Source organism: Oceanobacillus indicireducens, from assembly GCF_014647195.1.
Classification (GTDB): Bacteria; Bacillota; Bacilli; order Bacillales; family Amphibacillaceae; genus Oceanobacillus; species Oceanobacillus indicireducens.
Genome location: NZ_BMOS01000023.1, coordinates 21092 through 47679 on the forward strand (window position 1 = coordinate 21092; position 26588 = coordinate 47679).

29 protein-coding genes are annotated in these 26588 nt (G+C 39.3%); 4 read left to right on the top strand and 25 right to left on the bottom strand.

Annotated elements, in window-relative coordinates; all coding sequences use genetic code 11:
• Positions 1–140 precede the first annotated feature (140 nt).
• From IEX94_RS13975 to IEX94_RS13985, 3 genes are all read left to right on the top strand, one after another.
• Positions 141–854: an ABC transporter ATP-binding protein gene (locus tag IEX94_RS13975; RefSeq protein ID WP_188858380.1), complete on the top strand. Its 714-nt coding sequence runs from the start codon at positions 141–143 to the stop codon at positions 852–854.
• Positions 842–1984, top strand: coding sequence for an ABC transporter permease (locus IEX94_RS13980; RefSeq protein WP_188858383.1), 1143 nt, complete (start codon positions 842–844; stop codon positions 1982–1984). The genes IEX94_RS13975 and IEX94_RS13980 overlap by 13 nt, the downstream gene beginning before the upstream one ends.
• A 102-nt stretch (positions 1985–2086) precedes the next feature.
• Complete coding sequence (locus IEX94_RS13985) at positions 2087–2791, top strand: SDR family oxidoreductase (protein ID WP_188858385.1); 705 nt, start codon at positions 2087–2089, stop codon at positions 2789–2791.
• Positions 2792–2997: 206 nt separating this feature from the next.
• Here the strand turns inward: IEX94_RS13985 and IEX94_RS13990 are convergent, their stop codons facing one another.
• From IEX94_RS13990 to IEX94_RS14050, 14 genes are all read right to left on the bottom strand, one after another.
• The gene (locus tag IEX94_RS13990; protein ID WP_188858387.1) at positions 2998–3546 is read right to left on the bottom strand and encodes a GNAT family N-acetyltransferase; all 549 of its coding nucleotides are present in this window, start codon (positions 3544–3546) and stop codon (positions 2998–3000) included.
• A gap of 170 nt (positions 3547–3716) precedes the next feature.
• A complete protein-coding gene (locus IEX94_RS13995) occupies positions 3717–4904 on the bottom strand; it encodes a NupC/NupG family nucleoside CNT transporter (RefSeq protein WP_188858388.1) in 1188 nt (395 codons plus the stop codon).
• Between the two features lie 182 nt (positions 4905–5086).
• Positions 5087–5806 (bottom strand): GntR family transcriptional regulator, encoded by a 720-nt coding sequence (locus tag IEX94_RS14000; RefSeq protein WP_188858390.1) that lies wholly within the window; start codon positions 5804–5806, stop codon positions 5087–5089.
• A gap of 319 nt (positions 5807–6125) precedes the next feature.
• The gene (locus tag IEX94_RS14005) at positions 6126–7421 is read right to left on the bottom strand and encodes an NCS2 family permease (RefSeq protein ID WP_188858391.1); all 1296 of its coding nucleotides are present in this window, start codon (positions 7419–7421) and stop codon (positions 6126–6128) included.
• Between the two features lie 50 nt (positions 7422–7471).
• The gene (gene deoC / locus IEX94_RS14010; RefSeq protein ID WP_188858393.1) at positions 7472–8122 is read right to left on the bottom strand and encodes a deoxyribose-phosphate aldolase; all 651 of its coding nucleotides are present in this window, start codon (positions 8120–8122) and stop codon (positions 7472–7474) included.
• Positions 8123–8136: 14 nt separating this feature from the next.
• Complete coding sequence (locus tag IEX94_RS14015) at positions 8137–8967, bottom strand: purine-nucleoside phosphorylase (protein WP_188858395.1); 831 nt, start codon at positions 8965–8967, stop codon at positions 8137–8139.
• 11 nt (positions 8968–8978) lie between these two features.
• Entirely contained in the window at positions 8979–10160 is a 1182-nt protein-coding gene (deoB, locus tag IEX94_RS14020) for a phosphopentomutase (RefSeq protein WP_188858397.1), read from the bottom strand.
• 31 nt (positions 10161–10191) lie between these two features.
• Positions 10192–11496 carry a pyrimidine-nucleoside phosphorylase gene (locus IEX94_RS14025; protein ID WP_188858399.1) on the bottom strand — a complete coding sequence of 435 codons (1305 nt, stop codon included), beginning with the start codon at positions 11494–11496 and terminating at the stop codon, positions 10192–10194.
• A gap of 342 nt (positions 11497–11838) precedes the next feature.
• Positions 11839–12171 (bottom strand): dihydrodipicolinate synthase family protein, encoded by a 333-nt coding sequence (locus tag IEX94_RS20025; protein ID WP_268239593.1) that lies wholly within the window; start codon positions 12169–12171, stop codon positions 11839–11841.
• Positions 12146–12664, bottom strand: a complete 519-nt coding sequence (locus IEX94_RS20030) for a dihydrodipicolinate synthase family protein (RefSeq protein WP_268239594.1) — start codon at positions 12662–12664, stop codon at positions 12146–12148. Before IEX94_RS20030 ends, IEX94_RS20025 begins: the two co-directional genes overlap by 26 nt.
• 17 nt (positions 12665–12681) lie before the next feature.
• A complete protein-coding gene (locus IEX94_RS14035) occupies positions 12682–13878 on the bottom strand; it encodes a CynX/NimT family MFS transporter (RefSeq protein WP_188858400.1) in 1197 nt (398 codons plus the stop codon).
• Between the two features lie 40 nt (positions 13879–13918).
• Positions 13919–15046: a trans-sulfuration enzyme family protein gene (locus IEX94_RS14040; RefSeq protein ID WP_188858402.1), complete on the bottom strand. Its 1128-nt coding sequence runs from the start codon at positions 15044–15046 to the stop codon at positions 13919–13921.
• A gap of 578 nt (positions 15047–15624) precedes the next feature.
• Entirely contained in the window at positions 15625–16104 is a 480-nt protein-coding gene (locus IEX94_RS14045; RefSeq protein WP_188858404.1) for a YbaK/EbsC family protein, read from the bottom strand.
• Positions 16105–16179: 75 nt separating this feature from the next.
• On the bottom strand, positions 16180–17082 hold the full coding sequence (locus IEX94_RS14050) for a LysR family transcriptional regulator (protein ID WP_188858406.1): 903 nt from the start codon (positions 17080–17082) through the stop codon (positions 16180–16182).
• A gap of 120 nt (positions 17083–17202) precedes the next feature.
• Between IEX94_RS14050 and IEX94_RS14055 the strand changes: the two genes are divergently transcribed.
• Positions 17203–18204 carry a YeiH family protein gene (locus IEX94_RS14055; RefSeq protein ID WP_188858407.1) on the top strand — a complete coding sequence of 334 codons (1002 nt, stop codon included), beginning with the start codon at positions 17203–17205 and terminating at the stop codon, positions 18202–18204.
• Between the two features lie 98 nt (positions 18205–18302).
• Here IEX94_RS14055 and IEX94_RS14060 read toward each other — a convergent pair whose 3' ends face one another.
• From IEX94_RS14060 to IEX94_RS14110, 11 genes are all read right to left on the bottom strand, one after another.
• On the bottom strand, positions 18303–19388 hold the full coding sequence (locus IEX94_RS14060) for an ATP-binding protein (protein WP_188858409.1): 1086 nt from the start codon (positions 19386–19388) through the stop codon (positions 18303–18305).
• Positions 19381–20064, bottom strand: a complete 684-nt coding sequence (locus IEX94_RS14065) for a response regulator transcription factor (RefSeq protein WP_188858412.1) — start codon at positions 20062–20064, stop codon at positions 19381–19383. The genes IEX94_RS14060 and IEX94_RS14065 overlap by 8 nt, the downstream gene beginning before the upstream one ends.
• Before the next feature lie 40 nt (positions 20065–20104).
• Entirely contained in the window at positions 20105–20713 is a 609-nt protein-coding gene (locus IEX94_RS14070) for a redoxin domain-containing protein (RefSeq protein ID WP_188858414.1), read from the bottom strand.
• A gap of 18 nt (positions 20714–20731) precedes the next feature.
• Positions 20732–21490 carry a cytochrome c biogenesis CcdA family protein gene (locus IEX94_RS14075; protein ID WP_188858416.1) on the bottom strand — a complete coding sequence of 253 codons (759 nt, stop codon included), beginning with the start codon at positions 21488–21490 and terminating at the stop codon, positions 20732–20734.
• Positions 21477–22127: a hypothetical protein gene (locus tag IEX94_RS14080; RefSeq protein WP_188858418.1), complete on the bottom strand. Its 651-nt coding sequence runs from the start codon at positions 22125–22127 to the stop codon at positions 21477–21479. The genes IEX94_RS14075 and IEX94_RS14080 overlap by 14 nt, the downstream gene beginning before the upstream one ends.
• A gap of 303 nt (positions 22128–22430) precedes the next feature.
• On the bottom strand, positions 22431–22967 hold the full coding sequence (locus IEX94_RS14085) for a GNAT family N-acetyltransferase (RefSeq protein WP_188858446.1): 537 nt from the start codon (positions 22965–22967) through the stop codon (positions 22431–22433).
• Between the two features lie 117 nt (positions 22968–23084).
• A complete protein-coding gene (locus IEX94_RS14090; RefSeq protein WP_188858419.1) occupies positions 23085–23405 on the bottom strand; it encodes a hypothetical protein in 321 nt (106 codons plus the stop codon).
• A gap of 175 nt (positions 23406–23580) precedes the next feature.
• Entirely contained in the window at positions 23581–23742 is a 162-nt protein-coding gene (locus IEX94_RS14095) for a hypothetical protein (protein ID WP_229782730.1), read from the bottom strand.
• An 89-nt stretch (positions 23743–23831) separates the two neighbouring features.
• On the bottom strand, positions 23832–24359 hold the full coding sequence (locus IEX94_RS14100) for a GNAT family N-acetyltransferase (RefSeq protein WP_188858423.1): 528 nt from the start codon (positions 24357–24359) through the stop codon (positions 23832–23834).
• A gap of 500 nt (positions 24360–24859) precedes the next feature.
• Positions 24860–25375 carry a GNAT family N-acetyltransferase gene (locus IEX94_RS14105; protein ID WP_188858426.1) on the bottom strand — a complete coding sequence of 172 codons (516 nt, stop codon included), beginning with the start codon at positions 25373–25375 and terminating at the stop codon, positions 24860–24862.
• Positions 25376–25379: 4 nt separating this feature from the next.
• Positions 25380–26360 (bottom strand): 2-hydroxyacid dehydrogenase, encoded by a 981-nt coding sequence (locus IEX94_RS14110; protein WP_188858428.1) that lies wholly within the window; start codon positions 26358–26360, stop codon positions 25380–25382.
• Positions 26361–26588 lie beyond the last annotated feature (228 nt).

Sequence of the window (26588 nt, forward strand, 5' to 3'; positions counted from 1 at the left end):
AACAAAAAGACTTATTTTGTAAAATAACTGACAAAGTGCCAACTATTGAATATTGAATAGCCTATCAAGTCTGTGCTACTTTAATTATACAACGTTACGTAATATAAACAACAGTTGTAAATTAATTTGGAGGTGGCTATATGATTGATGTAAGGAATGTAAAACAAACTTACGGCAAAAAGGTTATTCTACAAGATGTTACCTTTTCGATGAATAAAGGGGAAATTGTTGGATTGCTTGGACCGAGCGGATCTGGGAAAACAACACTAATCAAAGCATTAATCGGCATGTCGCGACCAACGGAAGGGGAAATCCGAGTACTAGGTATTAAACAACCATCCTTAAAACCTATGAAACAGATTGGGTATATGGCTCAATCCGATGCGCTTTATGAAGAGCTGACTGCTAGGGCTAATTTAGCTTACTTTGGAAGACTCTATGGTCTGGGAGGCAAAAATTTAAAAAAGCGAATTCAAGAATCTCTTTCCTTTGTTAATCTTGATTCAGAAACCAAGAAGGCTGTACAACATTATTCTGGAGGAATGAAGCGGCGGCTTAGTCTCGCTATTAGTTTGATTCATAACCCGCAGCTTATCTTTTTAGATGAACCAACTGTCGGCATTGATCCCGCATTAAAACGTGTTTTCTGGAATGAATTTCAGCGTTTACGTGATCAGGGCAAAAGTTTCCTAGTCTCGACTCATGTAATGGATGAAGCAGAACGCTGTGACCGACTATTAATTGTTTCTGATGGTAGACTGATTGATGCTGGCACACCTGAAGCATTAAAACAAACATACGGGACGATTGAGGAAGCGTTTTTGAAAGCAGGTGAAAATTTATGCAAATCTTAACTGTTGCCATTCGGGTCATCCAACAGGTGATCAAAGATAAACGTACGCTTCTCTTCCTGCTTTTAGCTCCTGTATTTGTGCTTGGACTTCTATACGTTATCATGGGAAGCTCTAGTGATGAACCGAATATTGGCATCATCGATCTTGAGCGATCATTACAGGAATCACTGGAAGCCGAAGCGCATATTATCGAGTTTCCCTCAGAAGAAGAAGCGTTACAAGCAATGAAAACTCAAGATATCGATGCATATTTTTATATGGAAGCTAACACACCTTATATTGAAATTGAAGGCGGCGACATTACGAAAAAATCACCAGTGATGCAAGCGATTCAAAGCTCCTTACAAACGTTTCAAAAAGAACGTGCGGAAGAAATGAAAGAAGACTTTGAGGTTATGCAAGATGAGTTAGCAATTGTACTCAAGAATATGCAACAACAAACTGGTCAATCGATCCCGATTGATTTTTCAGAAGTCGATTTATTAATGGAAGAACCTGAAATTAATTATTTATACCTCGATGAGAATGCTGATTTATTTGATCAAGTCGCACCTGCTTTAATGGGCTTTTTCATTTTTCTATTTGTCTTCCTTATCGCTGGGATTAGTTTTCTCAGGGAACGCACTTCCGGTACGTTGGAACGGACGCTTGCAACCCCATTAAAACGATCATCTATTGTATTCGGTTATTTTTTAGGTTTCTTTTTATTCGTTACGATACAGACTGTAATCATCCAAATTATGATTGTCGATATTCTGCATGTGGATCGACTTGGCAGTTACTGGCTATTGCTATTTATGAATATCATCGTCGCTACCGTCGCCTTATCATTAGGTTTATTACTGTCTACTTTTGCACGTACAGAGTTTCAGTTACTCCAATTCATTCCAGTGGCAGTAATAACACAATTCTTTTTCAGTGGAATTTTTGATTTATCGAACGCTCCTGGATGGGTAATGTTCATCAGCAAAATCATGCCGCTTTCTTATGCGACAGATGCTCTGCAAAATGTCATGATTCGCGGATATGACTTTTCCGACATAGCAAATGATTTTATCGTATTAATCGGCTTTACAATTGTATTTATTTTATTGAATATGCTCGTTTTAAAACGGCAGCGAGCGGCTTAATATGCAGAGAATTTTCCCACCGTTTCCCTTTACCGAATTGAATGAATAATGTATTTTGTTTGGTAGATAGAAATGATTCATGATAATAAGGGGGAAACAATAATGGCAAAACAATTAGATGGGAAAACAGCCATCGTTACAGGGGCAAGCAGTGGGATTGGAACAGCAATTGCAAAAGAACTCACTAAGGAAGGTGCAAATGTCGTTCTTGCTGCAAGAAATGGAGAGAAGCTTGTGGAAATAGCAAAGGAGATTAACAAGAAAGATAAAATATTATGTGTTCCCACCGATGTAACGAAGCAAGATGATGTTGACTCCCTCGCCAAGCGTGCGAAAAAAGCGTTTGGTAATATTGATATCTACGTGAATAATGCTGACATGATGGGATCAAGTAGAGTTACAGAAGGAGATGTGACTAACTGGGATCAGATGATTGATATTAATATTAAAGGTGTTCTGTATGGCATTCACTCCGTCCTGCCCGATATGAAAGTAAGAGGAAGTGGCCATATCGTTAATATTGCTTCGGATTCTGGGTTTGAAGTGACGGAACGACTCACTGTTTATTGTGCGACGAAATTTGCCGTACGCGCCATCTCAGCAGGCTTGGAAAAAGAGCTTGCTAATACAGGCGTACGCACCACTAGTATTTCACCAGGCATGGTCGAAACACCCCTAAGTTCGAAAAGTCCATTTGAAGAAGGCAGGAAAAAATTAGCTCCTGTTGACATTGCTCGTGCAGTCGTGTATGCAGTAGCACAGCCTGATTACGTTAATGTGAATGAAGTTTTAATTAGACCTATTTAACTCAGGAGGTAGCTATAACAAGGGGACTACGTATGCCCCTTGTTTATTCTACACATACATCCTATTAGTTGATAAGCTCAAACGAGCAATTAAAGATTAAAACATCTCTATTCACTCCATTAACTTGGAAACGTGTCCGTTACTATTATGAATTACTGGTTTCACTAATGATATCAGAGCATAGCTAATGTTTCTGACTAATAAAGTTATTCATTACATGACAAGCAATTATTATTCCAATGAAGTTCATAAGCCTTCCGCTCCCCTTCCGGAGTTGGGTCCACAAAGATTCTTCCGCGATATTCAAAGCCAAACTTCTCAATCAACCCTTGTGTCCGTAAATTCTTCTCATGCGTATCGATCCGGAAATTCCGAAATCCTTGACTATAAGCTAATGTGAGCAAGTTGGAAAAGAGATAATTCGCAAGACGCATTCCTCTGAATTTATTAGAAATAGCTAACCGGTGTATCGTTGCATAAGGATGCAAGTCATTATTCCATGAGCCATCATGGATAATCTCATAGTTTGGGTCAGGGTCTGTCAGTAATGCAGCAGTCCCTGCAATTTCACCATTAACAATTAGAAGGTGACCATAGCCTTTTTCAATATCTTGAAGGATTGTTTCCTCGCTCGGATTTCCATTTTGCCATTGCTCACTGCCATCCGCTTTTAGTAACGCTCTGGCATGATTAATAATCATCATAATTTCTGCTAAATCTTGTTCTGTTGCTTTTCTAACAAAAATCGTACCCATCCTTTTACCTCACTCATTAAAATTTTCATTTTAAGTTAAGAATAAAGGCTGGACAGTTTTTGTCAACAAAATAATATTAAGAAAAGAGGCCCGAGAAAATAAAAACCAGCTAGAAGTCTCATTTTTTACTAGAGACCTCTAGCTGATTTAGGAAATTCTATCTGATTCAATTATAGGAATAAACCTGCAATCGTTGCAGATAGGATAGAAACAAGAATGGAACCAAATAGGAGTTTCAAACCGAATCTAGAAACGATACTCGCCTTCTCCCCGTCAATCCCTTTCACTGTTCCAGCGATAATTCCAATAGAAGAGAAGTTAGCAAAGCTTGTTAGGAAAACGCTGACGATTCCAATTGTTTTCTCAGACATGGTCTCCATCAATGGCTGGAATTCAAGCATTGCAACGAACTCATTCGTTACAATCTTCGTTCCCATAATAGACCCTGCTTCAATAATTTCACTCGGCGCAATCCCCATTAAGAAAGAAAGCGGTGCAAGGATATATCCTAGGATTTGTTGCAATGTTACACCTGCTAGGACTGATTCAATTAACCAGTTGACTAGCTCCAATGATGCAATAAATGCAATCAAGTTAGCCGCAACGATTAAAGCAATTTTACCACCATCGAGTGCACCGTTCCCCATCGCTTCAAATACACTCTTTTCTGTGCTGACATCTTGAACATCCACGACGTCCTCTTCTTTCGGCACATTAATTGGAGCAAGAATCGATGCAATGATTAAACCACCAAACATGTTCAATGGTAAGGAAACAAGAATATACTCTGCCGGCAAAATTTGGATGTAAGCTCCTACAATGGAAGCTGATACCGAACTCATTGCCGAAGCACTAACCATGTACAAACGATTAGCTGTCAAGTGGTGAAACTGTGCCTTAATCGCAAGTAAAGCTTCCGATTGTCCAAAGAAGATACTATTTACCCCGTTAAAGGCTTCAATTTTTGGAATACCGGTAACCTTAGACACCAAGCCTCCAACCCATTTAATAATCGTTGGTAAGATTTTTAAATAGTTTAAAACGGAAAGAAGTGTGGCAAAGAATACAATAAGCAATAGTACGTTAAAGAAGAATACGCCACCCTCTTGGAGTTCAAACCCACCAACAACGAATCCAATTCCTTCTTGTCCAAATTCAATCAGTTTGTTAAATACAGCGGAAATGCCATTAATAATCTTCGCTCCAATTTCCGTCGCGAACATAAACCACGTAATAAGTAGCTGTAAGGCTAGCATAATTCCAATACTTTTAAAATTAATGTTCTTCTTGTCATTGGAAAATAGATATGCTAAGCCAAGGATAACCGCAATCCCTACAATACCTAGGATAATATCCATTATTTTTTCCTCCTTTATTAGCCGCTTCAGTGAAACACCTTACATTATATAAGAAATAATTCTAACTCTTTCCATTTATCTGTGAATGATTGGACGTCCTACAAGTATAGTGCTGAATATTGCTTCCAGAGATTCTGGAAGCGTAAAATATGCTTCGGTTTGAAATGGTTCACTCGCCCAATTTATACTCTTTTCCGCAATACGTTAAATGTTATTTGATCCGAACGGAAATAATTAATCGAATAAAGTACAGGTCGATTCGACTCATCAAAATGGACCTGTCGCAACACAAGAAGCGGCGTATGCTGGTCACAGTTCATAATTTTTGATATTTCGTCGTGATAGGCAATTGTATTGATCTGTGACCTGGCATGGTTGATTACAATCCCAGCATCACCTAAGGAGTTGAAAATTGATTCCTCTCTTAGTTTATAACCCTTATGAAGAATACTATCCGGAACTTTATCAATACAATAAACTAAAGGGACTTCATCTGCCGTCCGAACACGTTTCACTAGGAAAACCTGCTCGTCCTCCTCCAATTCCAACTCTTCTATATCATCCCGATGCGGTCCGACAATACCTGTAAATAAGATTTCTGTTCCTGATTTTTTTCCTTCTCTTTCAATCAATTCAGTAATACTGAATAGCTCTTCAATGCCACCCTGGAATACAGGTACTCGATTTACGAATGTGCCAATCCCATGTTTACGGATAATAATATTTTCTTCTTCTAGTATTCGTAATGCTTCCCGTAATGTGTTCCTTGATACGCCAAGTGCCTTTGCCAAAGCTGTTTCGGATGGCAATTGTTCTCCCGGTTCAAGTTCACCATTGTTTATCTTTTCTCTGATTTGTTCGATAACAATCAAGTAACGCGGTTTTTGATAGTGACTTTTCAATGAGCGCTCTCCTCTCCATTTTCATATTGTATAGCATGGTCAGAACGCTTTCAATAGAAATTTAGATATTAAACCAAAGGAAAATGATGGATAACTAAAATTACCAGCACGAGCCACGTCCACTCTGCGCCCAGCAACTATCAAACTTCACACTCCTCCAATCGATAAGTCCACATCAACTCAAAGAGAAAAGGAAGGCCGACTAAGAACGGGCCAAGGCCCAACATCGGCATACCCCTAAAGGGGCATGTTTCCTTTATCTCATTCCGGAGTGCTCCAGTTTGTACGTTGCTAAACGGGCGCTTCCGCCTTTGTTTCTTTATATCGCTTGTAATACGAAATTAATAAGGAATAACAGGGTAATGATATATAGTGGCATGGATACTTCTTTGCGTTTGCCTACTGCAAGTTTTGCTAGTGGGTAAGCAATAAAGCCAAATGCTATTCCATCCGCGATACTGTATGTGAATGGGATCATTATTATAATGATTAGTGCAGGAAAGGCATCTGACAGATCCTTAAAATTAATGTTTTTAATATTAAGCATCATAAGTCCGCCTATTATAATTAAAATTGGCGATATTGCTGTGCTTGGAATTAACTTAATGACTGGAATGAAAAGAGATGCTACAAGAAATAGGAACCCAGTCACAATCGAGGTAATTCCTGTCCTGCCACCTGCTGCAATTCCAGCAGCTCCTTCAACCGTAGACACCGTAGGGCTTGTACCAAACAATCCGCTTAACATCGCTGATATGGAAACAGAACGGATAGCTGGGGTATACTGTTCATCCCGCTGTGCTTGTTTTAGTTGGCCACCTATCAGACCAATATTTTCAAACACGAGAACCATCGTCAGGGAAAATACGGCAATCCAAAATGTAATGGACATGATCCCATCGAAAGACATCGCATTGAAAACACCCGCATAATCAGCCAAGGATAAGTTAGCCCCTCCAGCTTGGTTAAAATCAATCAGGCCAAACATCCAGGCAATCATCGTTCCAACTAAAATGGTGATGAGGAAATGTCCCGGTATGTTACGGAGGAATAATCCAAGCGCTATAATAAATGTAAGGAAAAATGCTAATACTTCAGGGCTCCCGATATCACCAAGCGCAATGATGGAATGTTCCCCTCTCACAATAATATGACTCTTCTCTAAACCAATAAGTGCAAGGAACATCCCTAAACCAACCGTAATGGCCTCTTTTAACGCATTTGGAATCGACTGAGCAAGAATCGTCGCTAATCGTGTAAATGATATGAGAACAAAAATAATCCCCGCTACAAATACAACCGCCAATGCTTCCTGCCAGGTTAGTCCCATGGCATGGACGAACGTATACGTGAACATCGCGTTCAATCCCATGCCCGGAACAAGAATCAAGGGCACATTCGCACCGAATCCGACAATGAAACAGCCGACCATCGACGTTATAATTGTTGCCCAGACGGCACCTTCAATCGGAATTCCAGCATCCGAAAGTATCGTCGCATTTACAACAATAATATATACAATTGCAAAGAATGAGATCAATCCTGCTAGGATCTCTTGCTTTACATTTGATCCTTTATCATAAACTCCAGTTATTCGATTTAATTTATCTTTCACTCTGTCTACTTCCTTCTAAAATTCCCTCGGCCCGCCCAGTCGTTTGATCGTTATTCGGTGACAATTTTAATCCCGGAACTTGCGCCGATTCGACTAGCACCGGCATCTATCATAGCATGTGCATCTTCCTTACCGCGCACACCGCCAGAAGCTTTTACACCAATATCCGGGCCAACTGTTTCGCGCATAAGTTTCACATCTTCCAGCGTGGCTCCTCCAGTAGAGAAGCCAGTTGAAGTCTTCACGTAATCTGCGCCTGCTTTTACAGAAAGTTCGCAAGCTCGAACCTTTTCTTCTTCTGTAAGTAAGCTCGTTTCGATAATTACTTTGACAAGCGCTTTACCTGCCGCAGCATTTACAACCGCACGAATATCATTTTCAACTGCTTCATCGTTTCCAGCTTTCAACTCGCCAATATTAATGACCATATCCACTTCGGTCGCACCATTTGCAATTGCATCCTTTGTTTCAAATGCTTTCGTTTCCGGTGTGTTGGCGCCTAGTGGAAAGCCGATAACGGTACAAACTTCTACGTCAGTACCTTTTAATTGTTCCGCTGCTTCTTTCACCCAAGTTGGATTTACACATACGGAATAGAAGTTATATTCCTTTGCTTCCTTACATAAAGTTATGATTTGCTCTTTCACTGAATCAGCTTTGAGCAACGTATGGTCAATCATTTTCGCGATATTCTCTGTCATTTTCTCACCTCATCTTATTTATGGGAACTTGGTAAACGGCGTACGATGCCTCTAACTAATTTGAGGAAATCCGCTTTTACTTTTTCTGTTGTTTCCATTACTTCTTCATGGGATAATGGCTGGTCTAAGATTCCTGCAGCCATATTCGAAATACAGGATATTCCAAGCACTTTCATCCCGCTATGCTTAGCGACAATCACTTCCGGAACGGTAGACATTCCGACCGCATCCCCGCCTACTTGTTGCAGCATTCGAACTTCCGCTGGTGTTTCATAACTTGGTCCACTATTCCAGACGTAAACACCTTTTTGTAACGGAATTTCTAGAGTTTCAGCAACCTCTTCCATTAGTTCCTGATATTTGCGATCATAGGCAGTTGACATATCCGGGAAACGGACGCCAAGTTCCGCATCATTCGGACCGATTAACGGATTTATTCCGACATTATTAATATGGTCCGTAATCATCATTAAATCTCCTGCTTCAAACGCTGGGTTCACTCCTCCAGCCGCATTCGTGACGATTACCTTGTCAATCCCTAGCTGCCTCATCACTCGAACCGGGAAGGTCACTTCATCTAAACCGTAACCTTCATAGAAATGGAAACGCCCTTGCATAGCAAGTACCGTTTTTCCTTCAAGTTCACCAATAACAAGTCTGCCAGCATGCCCTTCCACCGTCGAAACCGGGAAATTGGGTATATCCTCATACGTTATCTGTACCGGATTTTCTATTTCCTCCGCGAGTACACCAAGACCTGAACCAAGAATAAGACCAATTTCAGGACGTGCTGTCAATTTATCGTTAATAAACGTTGCAGCTGTTTCAATTGCTGTTTTATTCATGTCTCTCCCCCTCACTTTATTTCATTTAAAAAGCTTTGCCCGAACTTCGGACTTATAACTTGAAAGTTGTCGGCGACCGTTTCGCCAAGATCGGCAAATGTTTTCCGTAACGGCAGTTCTTTTCCTACTGCTATTCCCTTATGATGGACGAGTAACGGAACATATTCTCTCGTATGATCGGTTCCATGATGGACGGGGTCATTTCCGTGGTCAGCTGTAATGATGAGTAAATCATCTTCTCTTAACTTCTCAAACACTTCTGGAAGTCTTGCATCATATTCTTCCAGCGCTTCTCCGTAGCCTTGAGGATTACGGCGATGACCATACTTCGCGTCAAAGTCAACTAGGTTTAAGAAGCTCAAACCAGTAAAGTCCATATCCATCGTTTCCAGTAATTTATCCATACCATCCATATTAGATACGGTTCTTAGAGATTCTGTTACTCCTTCTCCATCGAATATATCGGAAATCTTACCAATTGCAATCACGTCATAGTTTGCATCTTTCAATTCGCTCATCACTGTCCGCCCGAATGGTTTCAAAGCATAGTCATGACGATTTGCCGTCCGCTCGAAGCTGCCAGGTTCTCCGATAAACGGACGGGCAATGACACGACCAACCATATACTCCGGATCATTCAATACTTCACGGGCATACTCACAGATTTCATATAGTTCCTCAAGCGGAACAATGTCTTCGTGTGCAGCTATTTGTAATACGGAGTCGGCTGATGTATAAACAATTAGCGCTCCTGTATCCATATGTTCTTTCCCTAGCTCTTCAATAATCTCCGTTCCCGATGCCGGTTTATTTGCAATCACTTTCCTACCGGATTTCTCTTCTAATTTTTGAATGACTTCATCAGGGAATCCGTCCGGGAATGTACGGAACGGTGTATCAATGTAAAGCCCCATGATTTCCCAGTGTCCTGTCATCGTATCTTTTCCAGCAGAAGCTTCCTGCATTTTTGTATAATGTGCAAGTGGTTTTTCTACAGGCCCAATGCCTCTTAACTCGTGAATATTGCCTAGCCCTAATTTCTCCATATTTGGCATATGAAGCCCATCCATATGCTCGGCAATGTGACCAAGAGTATTCGCTCCTACGTCATTATATTTCTCAGCATCCGGTGCCTCACCAATTCCAACAGAATCCATAACAACAACAAATACTCGCTTAAATGTATGACTCATTAATCTTCACTCCTTTAAAAATGTTGTTCTTTTATTCATAAATGACATCATAGATTAGGGGTTTTTTCTCTATCTTTTCTTTGGAAACAGAATAGGATCCATAAATCTTATCGATCACATCTTTTACATCTTCCCGGTTACTATGAATTGTCACAAGCGATTCGCCTTTTTTCACTTCATCACCGATCTTTTTATTCAGCACGAGTCCAACTGCTAAATCAATTTCGGATTCCTTCGTTAGACGTCCCGCTCCAAGTAAGCTTGCTGCAATTCCTATTTCATTCGCAATGATTTCTGATACAAAGCCATCTTCTTTTGCTTCCACTTCAAATGTGTAGGAGCTCTTAGGTAGTTTTTCCGGCGCATCGACAATCGATGCATCTCCGCCTTGCGCTGTGATCATTGTTTTGAATGTTTCAATCGCTTTTCCTGAGTTAATTGCTTCCTCAAGCATTTCTTTCGCTTGTTCAATGGAATCTGCTTTCTTACCGAGATAAACCATCCGGCTGCCGAGCTCAAGACAGAGTTCATGTAAATCAACTGGTCCTTCTCCCCGTAATGTGTCAATGGCTTCTTTTACTTCAAGCGCATTACCAACTGCAAATCCTAAAGGCTGGTTCATATCCGAGATAACCCCTATCGTTTCTCTTCCAGCTCCATTACCAATTTGTACCATCGCATGGGCTAATTCCTTGGAATCTTCCAATGTCTTCATAAATGCCCCAGAGCCTGTCTTCACATCAAGTACAATTGCATCTGCACCGGAAGCAATTTTCTTACTCATAATCGAACTTGCGATTAAGGGAATCGCATTTACCGTAGCCGTTACATCACGTAAGCTATAAATCTTTTTATCAGCAGGTGTTAAGTTACCACTTTGGCCGACAACTGCGACTTTGTTTTTATTCGTAAGTTCAATGAATGTTTCCGGTTCGATTTCAACTTGAAAGCCTGCAATAGATTCCAGCTTATCAACCGTACCACCTGTATGCCCTAGACCACGGCCGGACATCTTCGGAACAGGAACACCTACAGCGGCTACGAGTGGTGCAAGGATTAATGTTGTTGTATCACCCACCCCGCCAGTAGAGTGCTTATCGACTTTCACACCGTCAATTTCTGATAGATCGACTTGGTCTCCAGATTCAACCATCGCTTTTGTTAAATTTACCCGTTCTTCTGTCGTCATATCCTGGAAATAAACAGCCATTAGGAATGCGGACATTTGATAATCAGGAACTTCACCATTTGTATACCCTTCAATTACAAATTCAATTTCCTCTTTTGTTAATTCCAATCCATCACGTTTCTTCTCAAGAACATCTACCATTCTCATGTGGAAAGCACCTTCCTTTTTATATTATGTTTTACGGTTTCAAATACTTTTATCCAACAAAGCAACTGACTACTTATAGGACGTCCAACAACTACTAATTAGAAAGCCCTTTCAGTCGTTCTACAACCAGTATATGATTGGACGTCCTACAAGTCAACTGTTTTATTATTCAAACATTTCGGTTTGACTGGTGAATGTGAATATAATAATAACGCCATAATAAACAACTGGTTTCTTATACAAAAAAAGGAATTGGAAGCTTTGAGGTAGCTCTCCAATCCCTAATCTAAATTTGTTTATTATTCTACTCCACTTTCTAAAGTATAAAATTTATTCAAGAAACTAGTTTCCTATCGGACTTCTACAAATCCCCACTTGAAAACCTTTCTGATTCAAGATTCTTTTCACATTTACAATTGCATTTCCTTGATAAACCTGCTCTAAAATCATGCCTATTTCCATTATTTCTTGTTCGTTCTCCTGTCGCCCTTCTAACAATCCGCGAAACCAATTATTGATTACTCGTGGCGCTATATTCCCTGCAATAGACGATAATCGGTAATAGCCATAAGATATTTTCTCCTCTAAATCTACTTCTCCGCCTGCATAAAAATAAAATTCATTGCGCTTGAGATGATTTTTAATCGCTTCAACTTTTTTCTTTAGCCCCGGCATCCTTAATTCCCAGGACTAATTCAAGCTTGCTCAATTCAAGAATACTGTCAACGGAAAGGTCGAAACCAGTTCTCTTCGGATTGTTATATAAAATGGTAGGTTTCTTACTCCGTTCCAAAATGCTCTTTGCATAGCTGACAGCCTCTTCCTGTGTCGGTAAAATATAAGGAGGAAAGCCAAGCATAACTCCCGCGATTTTTGTCTCTTGAATCCTTTCCGCAAGTTCCTCCGCTTTTTTCTGCCTAACGGAAGAAACACCGAATATGATTTCCATCTCGTTAATGAGTTCTTCTTCCTTTTCTAAGCGGTTAAGGAGTTCCATTTTCTCTTGCAGGTTTAAACTATGCTGTTCACCAGTTGTTCCTGAAACAAGTACAGACCTTATCCCTTGTTTATAAAGGTTTCTTATATGGTTGATTGTTCCATCCAGGTCCACTGATTCATCTTCTAAAAAAGCTGTCGGTACGGCAATATGAAACTGTTCTTTCAGCATCCTGTTACCTCCATTTTTTAATTATCGATAACGACATCCCGACCAGCGAGCACTCCTGATATCACGATGATTATTCCAATTGCAATTAATACGATAATCGGCGCCGTCCAGCTGCCCATTACATCATAAAATCCTCCAAATGCAATTGGTCCCGTTGCCGCGATAAGATAGCCAATCGATTGGGCCATCCCAGATAAATCAGAGGCCTCATAACCATTTCTAGTTCGTAATGTAAAGAACATCATCGATAAGCTGTAACCACTGCCACATCCAATCCCAATTAAGATAGCGGAAATAATGAGTATACTAAGATTGCTGCTAAATAACCCCGCTGAACCGAGGATGAAAACAATACCCGTAAACGCTCCTAATAATTTTTGGTTTTTCATTCGGTCGGCGAGCACCGGAATAATAAAGTTTACTGGAATAATGCCTAACAACATCACCGAGATGATCAACCCTGCCTGACTAAGCGAATAACCATGAGACTGCAGAATATCAGGCAGCCAGGTTAGTGGGGTAAAATACATCAATGATTGAAAACCCATAAAAATTGTTACGTTCCAAGCTGTAGCAGAAGTCCACATTTTTGTTTTTTTCTGTTCGACATTTAAGTCAGGTTGGGGCTGTGGGTTTCTTACTTGCGGATACCAAACAATGAGAGCAATTAGGATTAATGCGACCCATATTCCCAAGGAAACTCTCCAGCCAAATCCTTCAATATTCGATAATGGTACACTAACCCCAGAAGCTAGTGCACCAAATATATTCATAAATATCGTATACAGACCTGTCATTAAGCCGATTTTAAAGGGAAAACGCATTTTTATAAGACCTGGAAGCAACACATTTCCAAAAGCAATCGTAATCCCGATCAGAGCGGTCCCAATAAATAATGTGCTAATTCCATTAGCAGACCGAACAACAATCCCAAGCCCCAATATCATCATCGCTAAAAATATCGTCTTTTCCATACCGAACCGGTTTGCGATTTTCGGTACAAATGGGGAAACAAACGCAAATGCCAGTAGCGGTAAAGTTGAGATTGAGCCCATCACCGAACTGCTTACGTCTAAATTATCGCGGATAACTGGCACCAGTGAGCCAATTGATGTGATGGGAACACGTAAATTAGAAGCAAATAACATAATTCCTGCAACTAATAGAAGGCTAATTGTCTCATTTTTCCTTCTCTGTTCTGTATCTAATACCATTTTATTGATGCCTCCAAGCTTCCTTTCATGTATCACGAACTTACTCTAATGCCTGTGACAAATCCTCTTTCAAGTCTTCTATATTTTCAATTCCAACAGAAACACGTAATAAATTAGCTGGTGCCATCGTTTTATCTTTTTCAACGGAGGCGCGATGTTCAATGAGACTATGTGTCCCGCCTAGACTCGTTGCACGTGTAAATATTTTTACGTTTGCTGCAACTTCCATTGCTTCTTTCTCGCCGCCTTTTACTTGGAAAGATAACATCCCGCCGAATGAACTCATTTGTTTAGCTGCAATCGCATGCCCTGCGTGACTAGCAAGGCCAGGATAATGGACCGCTTCGACTTTCGGATGTGCTTCAAGGAATTCCGCAAGTTCTAAAGCATTTGCACAATGGACTCTCATCCTTGGTGAAAGCGATTGGACACCCCGGAGAGCCAGCCAACAATCAAACGGTGAAGGAACTGCACCTTTTTCATGCTGCCAAGCACGCAAATTTTTCAAATAGATACTATCAGACTTAGCCACAATTGCCCCAACCATTAAATCACTATGACCTCCAATATATTTTGTAACAGAATGAAGAGAAAAATCAACTCCATATGAAAGGGGACGTTGTAAAGCCGGGGTTGGCCATGTATTATCAACGACCGTGTAAGCCTCTGCTTTTTGTGCAATCTTCGTAATTGCTTTGATATCGACTATTTTCACGAGCGGGTTAGATGGTGTCTCCATCCAGACAAGACCTGTCGGCGCATCTTGTATCACCTTTTCCACTTCAGCAAGATTCGTCATATCTGCGATGGCAATATCGAATCTCTTTCCAATATCCGTCTCAGATATAAGTGCACGAATACCGAAATACATATCATCCGGCATCACAACCCGGCGTGGTAAATCTTGCGGCAGTGCCTCGATTATAGAAGAAATCGCTGCCATACCGGAAGCATAAGTCACACAGTCAAACCCGGATTCAAGCGATGTCAGACACGCTTCCAGTGCTCGACGATTCGGATTATCCCCGCGACTATACATGAAATCATTTGTATACGAGCCATCTGCAGCTCGTTCATATGTAGTAGATAAATGAAGTGGACTCGTCACTGCCCCAGTTAACGGGTCTATTCCTCGCCCAACGTGAATTGCCTTTGTTTCAAAACGCATATAATTTCCTCACTTTCAAAGTTTTTGTTGTCTATTCATCTAATACTATAGTAAATCTTGATATTTTTAAAGTTTCTGTTATTAATTACCTATATCGTTTGTTGGATGAATAAATTTGTCATTAACCGAACTTCCGCAGACTGAAACACAAAAAAACCCCACCAGCTCATGAGGCGGGGTTTATTTAGATTATCCTATGTTCTTTAAGAGTGCCTGGCACTTCCTTATAGTGCAGACTTATTATTAAATAAGTAATCCATCAAACTATTATAAAAAGGTACTTGATCCGTGACCAAAAATACCGGTAGCATTGCGATCACAACAATTACCGTAAGATTAGCCAAAAAAAACCTTATCACTCCGTTTCCCAATGTTTTCATACAATTTGCCCCTTTCGGAATTTATGAATAGTATAACACTATACGTTATGCGAAACAATACCTTTGTTCACATTTCCGTCACAAATTTAATGCATTTATTTTAATATATTCAATTTTTACCCGATTTAATTGGAATTAAACAGATTTTTTCAAAAAAAATGCCCTTACCATTAATCGGTAAGGACATGTTTTCCTGTTTTATCCTTTTATATTTAATACTTCACCATCTGTCAGTTCAATTAATTGGACAGGTGTCATTTGAAACACAGCTTTCGGATGTCCCGCGGCGCCCCATATATCTTCGTATTGAAGTAAATCTTCATCAATGATAACTTTAATCGTCGCATCCTGAATGACTGGCGACACACCGCCTATCGCAAAGCCAGTTTTTTCTTTCACAAATTCCGCATCTGCTTTTCCTAATGTTTCACCGATCAACTGCCCTAAATGCTTTTCATTAATCCGGTTGGAACCACTGGCTATAACGAGCAATGCGTTGTCGGATTCTTTCAATTTAAAGACAATCGACTTCGCAATTTGCGCAACTTTACACCCCAGTGCCTCAGCGGCTTCCTTTGCGGTTCGTGTGCTATCTGCAAGCTCAATTACTTCATTGTCATATCCCTTCGCAAGCAGAGAATCTTGTATAACTTGCGCGCTTTTCTTTAATTTCCCCATTGTATGTAATCCCCTCTTTTTATCTTTCATTATAACTAAATATTTGAAAAATATACAGAGGAAAAACTTCACCGCTCATTCTGGATGTTTTTTCTTTGTTTCATTTCCATTGTCCCGAAGAAGATTAAGAAAGACTTCTAAGGCCCTCGTCTGGAATGGAGATTTTGTAATAATCGAGAATTCCCGTAAGAGCGGGAGGCCGTCGATTGCAATAATTTTTAAATCTCCATATCTCACTTCTTTTTGAATCGCCCACTTAGATAGCAGGCTAATTCCAAGCCCGGACGCTACCGATTCTTTAATCGGCTGGGTACTGCTAAAATGCATGAACCGGCAAGGATTAATTCCATAAGTTTGAAATAGCTTCTCTGTCGCTTCTCTCGTTCCAGACCCCTTTTCCCGGACAATCCATGTTTCATTTTCAAGATCACGATGCGTTAATCCTTCTTTACTACACAGTTTGCTTGTCGGGGAAGCAACAATAAACATTTCGTCTTCAGCAAACGGTTCTATATGAACATCTTTCCTGTTAAAATGCCCTTCGACAATGCCTACATCAAGTTGGTGGGCCGCAACTAAATCTGCAATCCTGACCGTATTTCCGATTGTTACAGTCGGTTCAATATCCGGATAATTCCTCTTTAGCTCAGCGATCATTCGCGGCAGAACATATTCCCCAAAGGTATAGCTCGCTCCAATGGCTAGTGGCCCATTGGCTTTATTCGTTAAATCGTCCACCAGGTTTTGCATCGTTGTATATAAACCTAGAATTTCCTTTCCATAATGATAGACAATCTCACCTGCTTTATTTAAATGAACGTATTTGTTCGTCCTTTCCAATAAACGCATGCCGATTTGATCTTCTAATGCACGAATATATTGACTCACAGCAGGTTGTGTCATGTAATGTTCTTCTGCCGCTTTAGAAAAGCTTTTCTTTTCAGCAACGGTTATAAATAGTTGTAAATGTTTATCCATCATCTCGCCTCCTTACCTATTCATTTTTCTTTATTATAACTAATTACTTATGATAATCATTACTATATTTTATTTTTCTTATGAACTTTTCTTAGCTATGCTTAGAAAAGGAGGGGTTCCATGACGAACAATGCAAAATCATTTCCTTATTGGTTAGCTGGTATCGCATTTACCTTTTTTATTGCTTTACTCGGCTATTTATTGGCACTCGTACCAGGATTTCAGCCCGTTGGCCAATTGGCTTGTGCAATCGTTATCGCTGTTCTTTACCGACAACTATTTGGTTATCCGGAAATATTGCGAGCAGGTATTACATTTTCGACGAAGAAGCTCCTACGTTTCGCTATCATTTTATATGGACTGAAATTAAATATTAATACTATATTCCAAGATGGCATTGGATTGCTCTTCCGTGACGCCATTGTTATAGTCTTTGCAATTGGTCTGATGATGTTGCTAGCGAAAGCGTGGAAAGCAGATCAAAATATTTCATTTTTACTCGGGGTGGGAACTGGGATTTGTGGAGCTGCTGCCATTGCTGCGGTCGCGCCAATAATAAAAACAAAGGATGAAGACACGGCTATTAGTGTCGGTATTATTGCGTTAATGGGAACGATTTTCGCAATTGGATATACATTAATTAAGCCATTATTACCATTCACTGCAATTGATTATGGAATCTGGTCGGGAATCAGCTTACATGAGCTTGCCCACGTTGCAATCGCGGCAGAGCCAGCTGGAGAAGAAGCATTAGCTATGGCACTTCTGGCGAAATTGGGTCGAGTATTCCTACTTGTACCGTTCTGCTTCCTTCTTATCTATTTTCTTAAATTCAAGCGAAGTGAGGAGCAGACACAGGAAAAGATAGAATTCCCTTGGTTCTTGCTCGGATTTATTTTAATGAGTATGTTAGGTAGCTATGTACTCGGTAGCATCTTCCCTCTTCCTGTGAAGCTTTTAGAAGGCGTGAGTACTGCAACAACCTGGATCTTGACAGCAGCCATGGTTGGCCTTGGATTGAATGTAAGCCTGAGAGATTTACGTACAAAAGCATTAAAACCATTCATTACAATAGGCATCACCTCTATTTGCCTATCCATTTTTGCTTATTTTATAATTTAATTTGCATATTAAAATTTAGAACTGCTAAAAGCCATACAACATAAAAGCTGTATGGCTCCTTCTTCTACTCATCATTTATCCAACCTGATGCTGTTTGATTAGGCATCTTCTAGCGGCAATGTTAACCAAAATGTATTTTTATTTTTTCCTTCCTTCCAACCAATGTCTCCATTATGTCGTTCAATAATTTCTTTCGTAATGCTTAAACCAAGTCCTGAACCTCCCGTACCTCGACTACGCGACGGATCGACCCGGTAAAACCGTTCGAAGAGCTTTTCCCCCGCGTCGGACGGAATAGGATGGCTTGGACCAGTGATACCTATATAATAATCGTTTGCTAACCTTTCACCTTTAATCATTATCGTGCCTGAACCAGAATAATAACGAATCGCATTATCAATTAAATTACGAAACACCTGTAAAATTCCTTCTCTATCAACTGATAATTCTGCACATTCCACATCGATCTCCAGTGGAATATTTTTATCCTGCAACTGCCAATCAAACATGCTCACCGTTTCCTTAAGCAATTTCGCAAGATCAGCATTTTCTTTTTTAAAAAATAATTGTTCCGAAATGTAATCCCATTCCTTCAACGTTTCGAGCTGTGTAATCATCTTCGTCAGCCGTTCCGATTCTTTATAAAGCGATTCATATAAAGCTGGATCGCCCTCGATAACCCCATTTTTTAATGCATACAAATAGCCGCTTAAGTTCGCAAGCGGTGTCCGTACTTCATGTGATAAATCCAATACTAATTTCTGTCGCTGTTCATGATTCTTTTTCAACTGATGAACTAATCCATTAAAGTTCCTTGTCAACTGACCGATTTCATCACTTGTTGTAACTTCGATAGGTTCTGGATAATCACCTTTTTTCATACTATTTGTAGATTCAATCAATCTTTTTAATGGGTGGATTAATCGTTTCGTTAGATAAAAATGGGCGATGCTTCCAATGATGATCGCAAGCAGGCTGAAAATCCACAAGTAATAATAAAGTGTTTTATTAAACTGTGCTTGATTCATTCCAGTCATTGTTCCCATGCTCTCCACAAGAAAACATGCTGTATTGTAGATTGCCCAACTACTTAGAGCAATAAAGGAAGCTACAATAATGATGTTGATGAAAGTCAAACGAAAGAGAAAGTTTTTCGGCAGCCAGGACGTCTTCTTTTTATTCATGAACAAATTTATACCCCATTCCTCGAACCGTTTGAATCCGTGTTGGAGTTGATGGATTGATTTCAATTTTACTTCTTAACTTTTTAATATGTGCATCAATCGTCCGATCTAACACCGTTTTATCCACATTCGGATATAATTGGTCAATTAATTCTTCTCTCGACAAGACAACATTCGGATTCTCCATAAAATAATAAAGGAGATTGAATTCATGTTTTGTTAAATGAAGCTCCTCATCATATAACAAAACCTCTCCCCTTCTAGGCTTAATGCATAATCCGTCATAGACTATTTTTTGACAGAACTGACCTGTCCGACGCATCACTGCTTCAACATGGGCAATTAATTCATCAGGATCAAACGGCTTCGTTAAATAGTCATCTGCTCCGATTTTTAGACCATTAATCCGATCCTCTACCTTCGCTTTAGCAGAAAGCATAATAATAGAAACTTCATTCGCGGCCTGCTCTTTTACCCACCCGCAAAATTCTTCCCCGCTAAGCTTTGGCAACATTAAATCAAGGATAATCAAACAAGGACGATGAGTTAAAAAGACTTCCTGCGCTTCCTCACCGTCCACAGCTTCCAAAACATCATACCCAGCCTTTTCCAAATAGATCTTCACGAGCTTACGAATCATCTCGTCATCCTCAACAACTAATACCGTTTGTTTCATCCTCTGACACCTCTATATATATTGTAAGGAAAAGAAACTGTTATTTCATCTTTTCGAACTCCTGTATCATCAATTCATAATTCAAAGCACCAAAGGCTTTATTATGAATTGTCCCGTCCGAGTTGATCAAATAGGAAGTTGGGATCGGCTGAATGCGATACGCCTCCGCTGCAGCATTCCCTTCATCGGTATAAACAGAAAAGGTGAGTCCATAATCATCGATAAACTGATGAACATCATCAAGGCTCGTCTCTGTTTCAATTAAATTAACTGCAATAATTTTTATATCTGTATTCTGATGGAACTTCTCCATATCCGGCATTTCTGCACGGCAAGGCGGGCACCAAGTTCCCCAGAAATTCAGCATGACACGTTCCCCGCGGAAATCAGATAACTGCACCTCTTCCCCGTCCATTGTCTTCAGTTTCACGTCAGGTGCCATATCACCAAAATCGAGCCCTTCCTCTTCAGTACTCCCACTTACTGCGATATCGCTGGCCACACTCGCACCCTCTTCTCCGCTTGTTTCTATTTCAGAATCATTCACACCATTTTCCTCTACAATTTCCGTATCAGCATCTCCGACAAATTCATAGACCGCCCAGCCAAACATGAGAACAAATACAACAATAAGAATTAACTTTTTCATCCCAAAAGCCTCCTAATATTATCCTAGCTTTGATAACCATGTATCATCAACAATATCAAGTAAGAAACCAGTAATTTGTGGCATCAGTCCTAAGAACAAGACGAGCCCCATGAGAATCATGACGACCGCACCGACCTTCATAATGATGCCACTATGGCGCACAATCCACCTTGTGGAACCGAGGAAAAAGCTTAAAACAAGAAACGGCAACGAAAAGCCGACAACATACATCACCGTGTAAAAAATGCCTTGTCCAGGATTGCTAGCTGCCAGTAGTAAAATAGATCCGAAAATCGGTCCAATACATGGCGTCCATCCAGCCGCAAATCCAAGACCTATTAAAAATGTTCCAATGTAATTCGCCCGCTTTTTCGTATATTGAAAACGCCTTTCTTTCATCAAGCTTGGAATTGTAATCCAACCACCAACAAAGAGCCCCATGAACATGATTAGGATGCCCGCAATCCGCTGAATAAACAACCCTGAATCTCCTATCAGCAATCCTTGCACCCACTGTCCAAAGAATGACGCACTTGCTCCAAGGCTAATGAAGACAAGCGATACAGCAATTAGAAAGATTAAAGAATGACTAAGGATTTCCTTTCTGATTTTTGTATTTTTACTTCCTTGTAACTCTTTCACACTGATTCCTGTTATATAGGACAGGTACGCTGGAAAAATTGGAAGTACACAAGGAGATAAGAATGATAACGCCCCTGCACCAACCGCAAGAAATGTGCCCGCAATCAATAGCGTATCTGCTTCAATTCCGCCCACGACGATCCCTCTTTCTTAAAATAATAACGATATTTATTGTAAAAAATAACCAAACAAACCAAGGTGCTATTATATAACCGAACACGGTAACAAATGGTTGTATCGAATAAAGAATGAACACTCCAACAGACCAAACTACCAGTAACATGATGAACAGCAGCTTGTCAGGTAATTGATCATGTACGATGTAATATAAGATAAGAAGCAAGGAGATTAAAATAAAGTATCCAATTGTACCACCCGTTTGAAGCCAAACGAGGTAAATAAATTCATACAAAAAAGATGCGACTAAAATTACGGGAATAAATGCTTTCATAAATGGGACAGCATTTATTTTTCCCCTCTTTACGTTTATAAACAGGATAATCCCACTGATTAGAATAGCGAGATAAAATGCTTGAGAATCACTTGGGTAAGCAAGCACTGCCAAAGGATCTTGGATGAACAGCTTCAGATTTGTTAAAATTTTCCCGATCCAAATAAAGATGACAACATTTATCAACTCTGAAACCATCTGTTCGATATGTATTTTTTTATTGTTTTTAGATAAATCACTCGTTATATAAAAGAAAAGGATACCACCTGCAAAACTCAGAGCAAATACACCTATAGGTATTAATTTACTTATTAGCGCCAATAACTTTTCTCCTTTATACCATTGTTCTCTCCTTAAGCATACACATTGATTATGAAAGTTCGATGAAAATATTAAATTATTCAGTGGAGTGATGAAGTAAAGTTTGTTTTAAAAGGAAGGTAGATAAGTCAGCGAGTATTCGATGATGCATTTAAATTGTCCTTAAGTTCCGTTCAGTAAAACATAAGAGCGAAAGAAAAAGCCCGTCTGAAGTTAATTTTCATCTTGGGCTTTAGATATTAGAGTGCTCAAGCCTTTCTTTTTTAATAGTTTATGATCTTACTATTATTATATTAATGCTTCTTAAAAATACAATTTGCACTCGTCTGATAACCGCTCCCATTCTTCTCTTAATATTCCCATTCGAATAGAGTCATAATATATGCCATTGTATAACCGACATTTTCTCAGTCTTCCTTCCAAACGCATTCCCAATTTCTCGCCTAACCGCATCATACGCTCGTTCCCGGACCACGTAGCGAAGCCCACTCTAACTAAGGGTAAAGTGTTGAACAAATGATCGACCCACGCTTTAAAATAGATGGTTCCGTATCCACCATTCCAATAATCGGGGTTATAAATAACAATACCCGTTTCAAGCCAATTTGAAGGCTTATGCTCCCAATAATAGGACACGGTTCCGATCAACTCTCCGTTAACAAACAAGCCCCAGCGATTATCCTGCTGTACTAGAGATGATTTCATTTCTTTCAGAAAAGCATCGTATGTTACCGCCGCGTGGTCATAATAAGGGGCATCCCATTTTTTCCATTCCGGATTTGACTCTTTATATGCTAATACCCACAAGGGCTTTAAATCTGTTTCATTTAACGACCTCATTTCAAGTTCGTTATTTATTTTTATACTCAATTAATTCACCTATCTCGTTTTATGTTTGCTGCTATTTATTAAAAACAGTCGGAGCTTAATCCAGCTTAACCAATGATACTGTTAGCTTTAGCAATCATGATTGTTTGTAGGCAGTTTCCCACTCGTAATCTTCCGTAATAATTTGTGCAACACACTTACACATAAATATAGCGTTATACAAATGACTACTAGAAAAATTATATATTTAAAAAACAAATTCGGCATTTTCCCTGCAACCCAATTTCCACCGTAATATATAATAAATCCCCCTATACAAGCAACAGCAAGATAGGTAAATCCCGTTCCTAGAATTTGAAATTTTGTAAGTTCCTTTAATTTAATTCTGTTTTTATAAATAATATAAGTGACTACCACGATGGATAACACCACAATTAAACTATCTTTCACACGATCCCTCCAGAACTCTGAGCACGATAATATGCATACTAAGCTAAATTATTATTTGGCTTTTGTTGTAAAATACTTTGTAGTTTTTTTCGGTATCTATTCTGAAAAAATTTCTTATCAATTTTCTTATCATTGAACTTTCCAATAACTTTACGGACATCCTTATCGTGAATAATTAATTGTTTATATTCCACTCTTGAAACCATTTAGATTTCTTTAAACGGTTTGTATTTTTTCCTATGTCTTCCTCATCAACTGAAAGTAAGGATGGTAAATAAAGTCCTAAGTTTAAAAATAAAATGAAGCCAAGCAATAGAGCATAGGATAAAAGTTTCACGGTTATCCCTCCTCGTATCATTACGTATGTACTCCTGCAGAAGTTTCACATATGGCTCGTTTACTGAACGATTTAGAATCTGCTTCTCATTAGGAATTTATTCTCTCTATCACCTTGTCTACATCATCCCATACATATATCAACTCACTCAACGTTTTTCCGGCAAGTTTTATCTGTTTCGTTTCAACTAGCTTCGCACCATAATGTTCATAAAAATACCGGGTTTTATTTTCCTCTAATACTTCGACAAAGACTTTCTCAATGCCTAATCGCTTAAAATGCAAAAACAGTTCATGAAGTAATTTCCTCCCCATCCCTTTACCCTGAAATTCTTCAAGCAAATAAATGGAAGTTAAGTCACTTGAGTTCTTCACTATATTGCTTTCTCTTTTCCAAGCATCCGCAAAACCTATAATTTGTCCTTCGTTATTTTCTGCAACAACAATATAATTGTCTTCTCTTGCAATATTTTCCTTCCATAATTCTGTTCGTTGCTCGTAGGAAAGGTTATTCAAGAAATCGTCTGGAATAATACCTTTATAAGTCGTTCTCCAACTGTCTACATGTACTTTTGCGATACCGGTTACATCGTCTGAATTAGCTTTTCGTATTTGCAATTAACCCCTTCCTTTCTGCTCTTTCTTCACTAGAAAACACAAAAAAGAGCTATTGCTACACAATAACTCTGTCTTAGGAAACTTCATTCGTTCTTATGATATACTAAACTCATCAATAAACTGAGCTTCACATGAGGGGTTATGGTAGCACTTGTCGTCTTGTCGATTCGTTTTCGGCGGGAGACTTCCCAAGTTGGGAGGTGTTGCCAATGGCTTTTGAAAGCGTGTTAGCGCTAATGATATCCTTTGGGATGTTAATAGCGTTTATCATGTCCGAAAGCAATAAAAAATAATCCCTCATGATCTTAAGCGGGAAAGTGAGGGATTATTTTCCCAAGCTACCTACCCCTCTTGATGGGGTTTCAGTTTATTGTGACCGTAGATGTTACCAGCATCTGCGGTCTTTTTAGTATATGTCTTTCTATATAAAGTATACCCTAATTACAGCATGAATATCAACTGTTTCACAAGTTTCTCTATTCTTTTCAGACATAAAAAAATTAATTCAATCCAAGATAATCCCGCTTAAAAATATTCATCAAGACAGCATTATGATAAATTCCATTAACAAAGTACGCTTCTTCTAACGTAGCAACATATTTATAGCCACATTTTTTATAAACATGCACGGCTTTTTCATTAACTTCATCCACATATAAAAATAATTTGTGTAGATTCAACACTTTAAATGCGTAATCAGATGCTAAATTTGTTGCCTTAGCTGCATAGCCATTTCCTTGAGCTGCGGGATCAATCATAATCGCATATTCAGCATGACGATGGACAAAATCAATATCAAATAATTGAACAAGACCAAGTGCTTGTTCGCCGTTTGTTAAAATAAAGCTGCGCGTACTGCTATCTTGCTGCTCTTTTTCAAATATTTCTTTTAGTCGAGACTTTGAATAATAAGCTTCTTCAAACCAATAGGACATAATTGCGGGATCATTCACTAACTTGTGTAGAAAATGAATATCATCTTCTTCATATGCTCTTAATCTTAGTTGCTCTGCCATTTTCTTACTCCTTCTTCCATACCTCTGGATTTACAAGATTTCCTGGTTTTTCACCGTTCAATCCTGCTCTTAAATTTTCAGCTGCTAATGCTGCCATTTTATGTTCTGTTTCAGCCGTAGCCGACCCAATATGCGGTAATGTCACGACATTTTTCATTTTTAATAACTCGTTATCTGGATTTACTGGTTCTTGTACGTATACATCTAGCCCTGCCGCTGCTATCTCTTTATTTTTCAGCGCTTCAATCAAATCCGCTTCCACAACCGTACTTCCCCGGGATACATTAATAAAAATTGCGGATCGCTTCATTAATTGGAATTCTTTTTTGCCAATCATCCCCCTTGTTTCATCCGTAAGAGGGGTAATAAGGCATATGTAATCGGAATTCCTAAGCAGACTCTCGAGATTCATGTATGTTGCATTAAACCGTTCCTCCGCATCTGGTTTCGGCGTGCGGCTATGATACAGTATATCCATATTAAACCCTAAATGAGCTCGTTGTGCAATAGCTTTACCAATCCGGCCCATCCCGATAATTCCGAGCTTTTTATGATGAACATCCACGCCGAATAATTCTGTAGTAACAGCTTCTTTCCATTTTCCTTGTTTTACATATTGGTCGAGCTCGGGCATTCTTCTCGCGGTTGAAAGCATTAAGCCCATTGCCATATCAGCTACAGTGTCTGTTAATACATCTGGCGTGTTCGTTCCCATGATGTTCCGCTTTGTTAATTCTTCGGTATCTAGATTATTGTAACCGACAGACACATTACTAATGATTTTTAAATTCGGTGCTTTATCAAGGATGTCACTTTGACCAGGAAAACCTAGCCCAATAACCCCCTCGGTCTCTTGGAGGAATGATAAGAATTCAGGATTATCATGCGCATCACGTTCTTTAAATATTCGTACATCAAATTCTTCTTGTAATGCGCTAAGTACTGGTTCTTCAATTCGGTCATAAACGATTACCTTTTTCTTCATATGCATTCACACTCCCCTTTTACAACTGAAAATAAAAATCTGATTGAATAGGTGTATTTCTTGCGCAGAAATACACCTGTTCTTCCGCTTTTTCTATTTACTTCACTTACTTCCTTATCTAATTTTATCCCATCCTTCTTGATTTGCAAGCAGGGGAGATTTATAAAATAATACTTCATAATTCATTCAAAAAATTTGGTTTAAAACGCTAGATTGTGGGTAGACTGA

Excerpts from the sequence above, each read along its gene's own strand:
- IEX94_RS13980 (WP_188858383.1), top strand. The coding sequence starts at position 842 with ATGCAAATCTTAACTGTTGCCATTCGGGTCATCCAACAGGTGATCAAA.
- IEX94_RS13985 (WP_188858385.1), top strand. The coding sequence starts at position 2,087 with ATGGCAAAACAATTAGATGGGAAAACAGCCATCGTTACAGGGGCAAGC.
- IEX94_RS13990 (WP_188858387.1), bottom strand. The coding sequence starts at position 3,546 with ATGGGTACGATTTTTGTTAGAAAAGCAACAGAACAAGATTTAGCAGAA.
- IEX94_RS20030 (WP_268239594.1), bottom strand. The coding sequence starts at position 12,664 with ATGCTGAAAGAACAGTTTCATATTGCCGTACCGACAGCTTTTTTAGAA.
- IEX94_RS14110 (WP_188858428.1), bottom strand. The coding sequence starts at position 26,360 with ATGAAGAAAAAGGTAATCGTTTATGACCGAATTGAAGAACCAGTACTT.
- IEX94_RS14105 (WP_188858426.1), bottom strand. The coding sequence starts at position 25,375 with ATGGCAGAGCAACTAAGATTAAGAGCATATGAAGAAGATGATATTCAT.
- IEX94_RS14035 (WP_188858400.1), bottom strand. The coding sequence starts at position 13,878 with ATGGTATTAGATACAGAACAGAGAAGGAAAAATGAGACAATTAGCCTT.
- IEX94_RS14055 (WP_188858407.1), top strand. The coding sequence starts at position 17,203 with ATGACGAACAATGCAAAATCATTTCCTTATTGGTTAGCTGGTATCGCA.
- IEX94_RS14045 (WP_188858404.1), bottom strand. The coding sequence starts at position 16,104 with ATGGGGAAATTAAAGAAAAGCGCGCAAGTTATACAAGATTCTCTGCTT.
- IEX94_RS20025 (WP_268239593.1), bottom strand. The coding sequence starts at position 12,171 with ATGCCGGGGCTAAAGAAAAAAGTTGAAGCGATTAAAAATCATCTCAAG.
- IEX94_RS14050 (WP_188858406.1), bottom strand. The coding sequence starts at position 17,082 with ATGGATAAACATTTACAACTATTTATAACCGTTGCTGAAAAGAAAAGC.
- IEX94_RS14025 (WP_188858399.1), bottom strand. The coding sequence starts at position 11,496 with ATGAGAATGGTAGATGTTCTTGAGAAGAAACGTGATGGATTGGAATTA.
- IEX94_RS13975 (WP_188858380.1), top strand. The coding sequence starts at position 141 with ATGATTGATGTAAGGAATGTAAAACAAACTTACGGCAAAAAGGTTATT.
- IEX94_RS14040 (WP_188858402.1), bottom strand. The coding sequence starts at position 15,046 with ATGCGTTTTGAAACAAAGGCAATTCACGTTGGGCGAGGAATAGACCCG.
- IEX94_RS14060 (WP_188858409.1), bottom strand. The coding sequence starts at position 19,388 with ATGAATAAAAAGAAGACGTCCTGGCTGCCGAAAAACTTTCTCTTTCGT.
- IEX94_RS14070 (WP_188858414.1), bottom strand. The coding sequence starts at position 20,713 with ATGAAAAAGTTAATTCTTATTGTTGTATTTGTTCTCATGTTTGGCTGG.
- IEX94_RS14085 (WP_188858446.1), bottom strand. The coding sequence starts at position 22,967 with ATGAGGTCGTTAAATGAAACAGATTTAAAGCCCTTGTGGGTATTAGCA.
- deoB (WP_188858397.1), bottom strand. The coding sequence starts at position 10,160 with ATGAGTCATACATTTAAGCGAGTATTTGTTGTTGTTATGGATTCTGTT.
- IEX94_RS14065 (WP_188858412.1), bottom strand. The coding sequence starts at position 20,064 with ATGAAACAAACGGTATTAGTTGTTGAGGATGACGAGATGATTCGTAAG.
- IEX94_RS14015 (WP_188858395.1), bottom strand. The coding sequence starts at position 8,967 with ATGAATAAAACAGCAATTGAAACAGCTGCAACGTTTATTAACGATAAA.
- IEX94_RS13995 (WP_188858388.1), bottom strand. The coding sequence starts at position 4,904 with ATGGATATTATCCTAGGTATTGTAGGGATTGCGGTTATCCTTGGCTTA.
- deoC (WP_188858393.1), bottom strand. The coding sequence starts at position 8,122 with ATGACAGAGAATATCGCGAAAATGATTGACCATACGTTGCTCAAAGCT.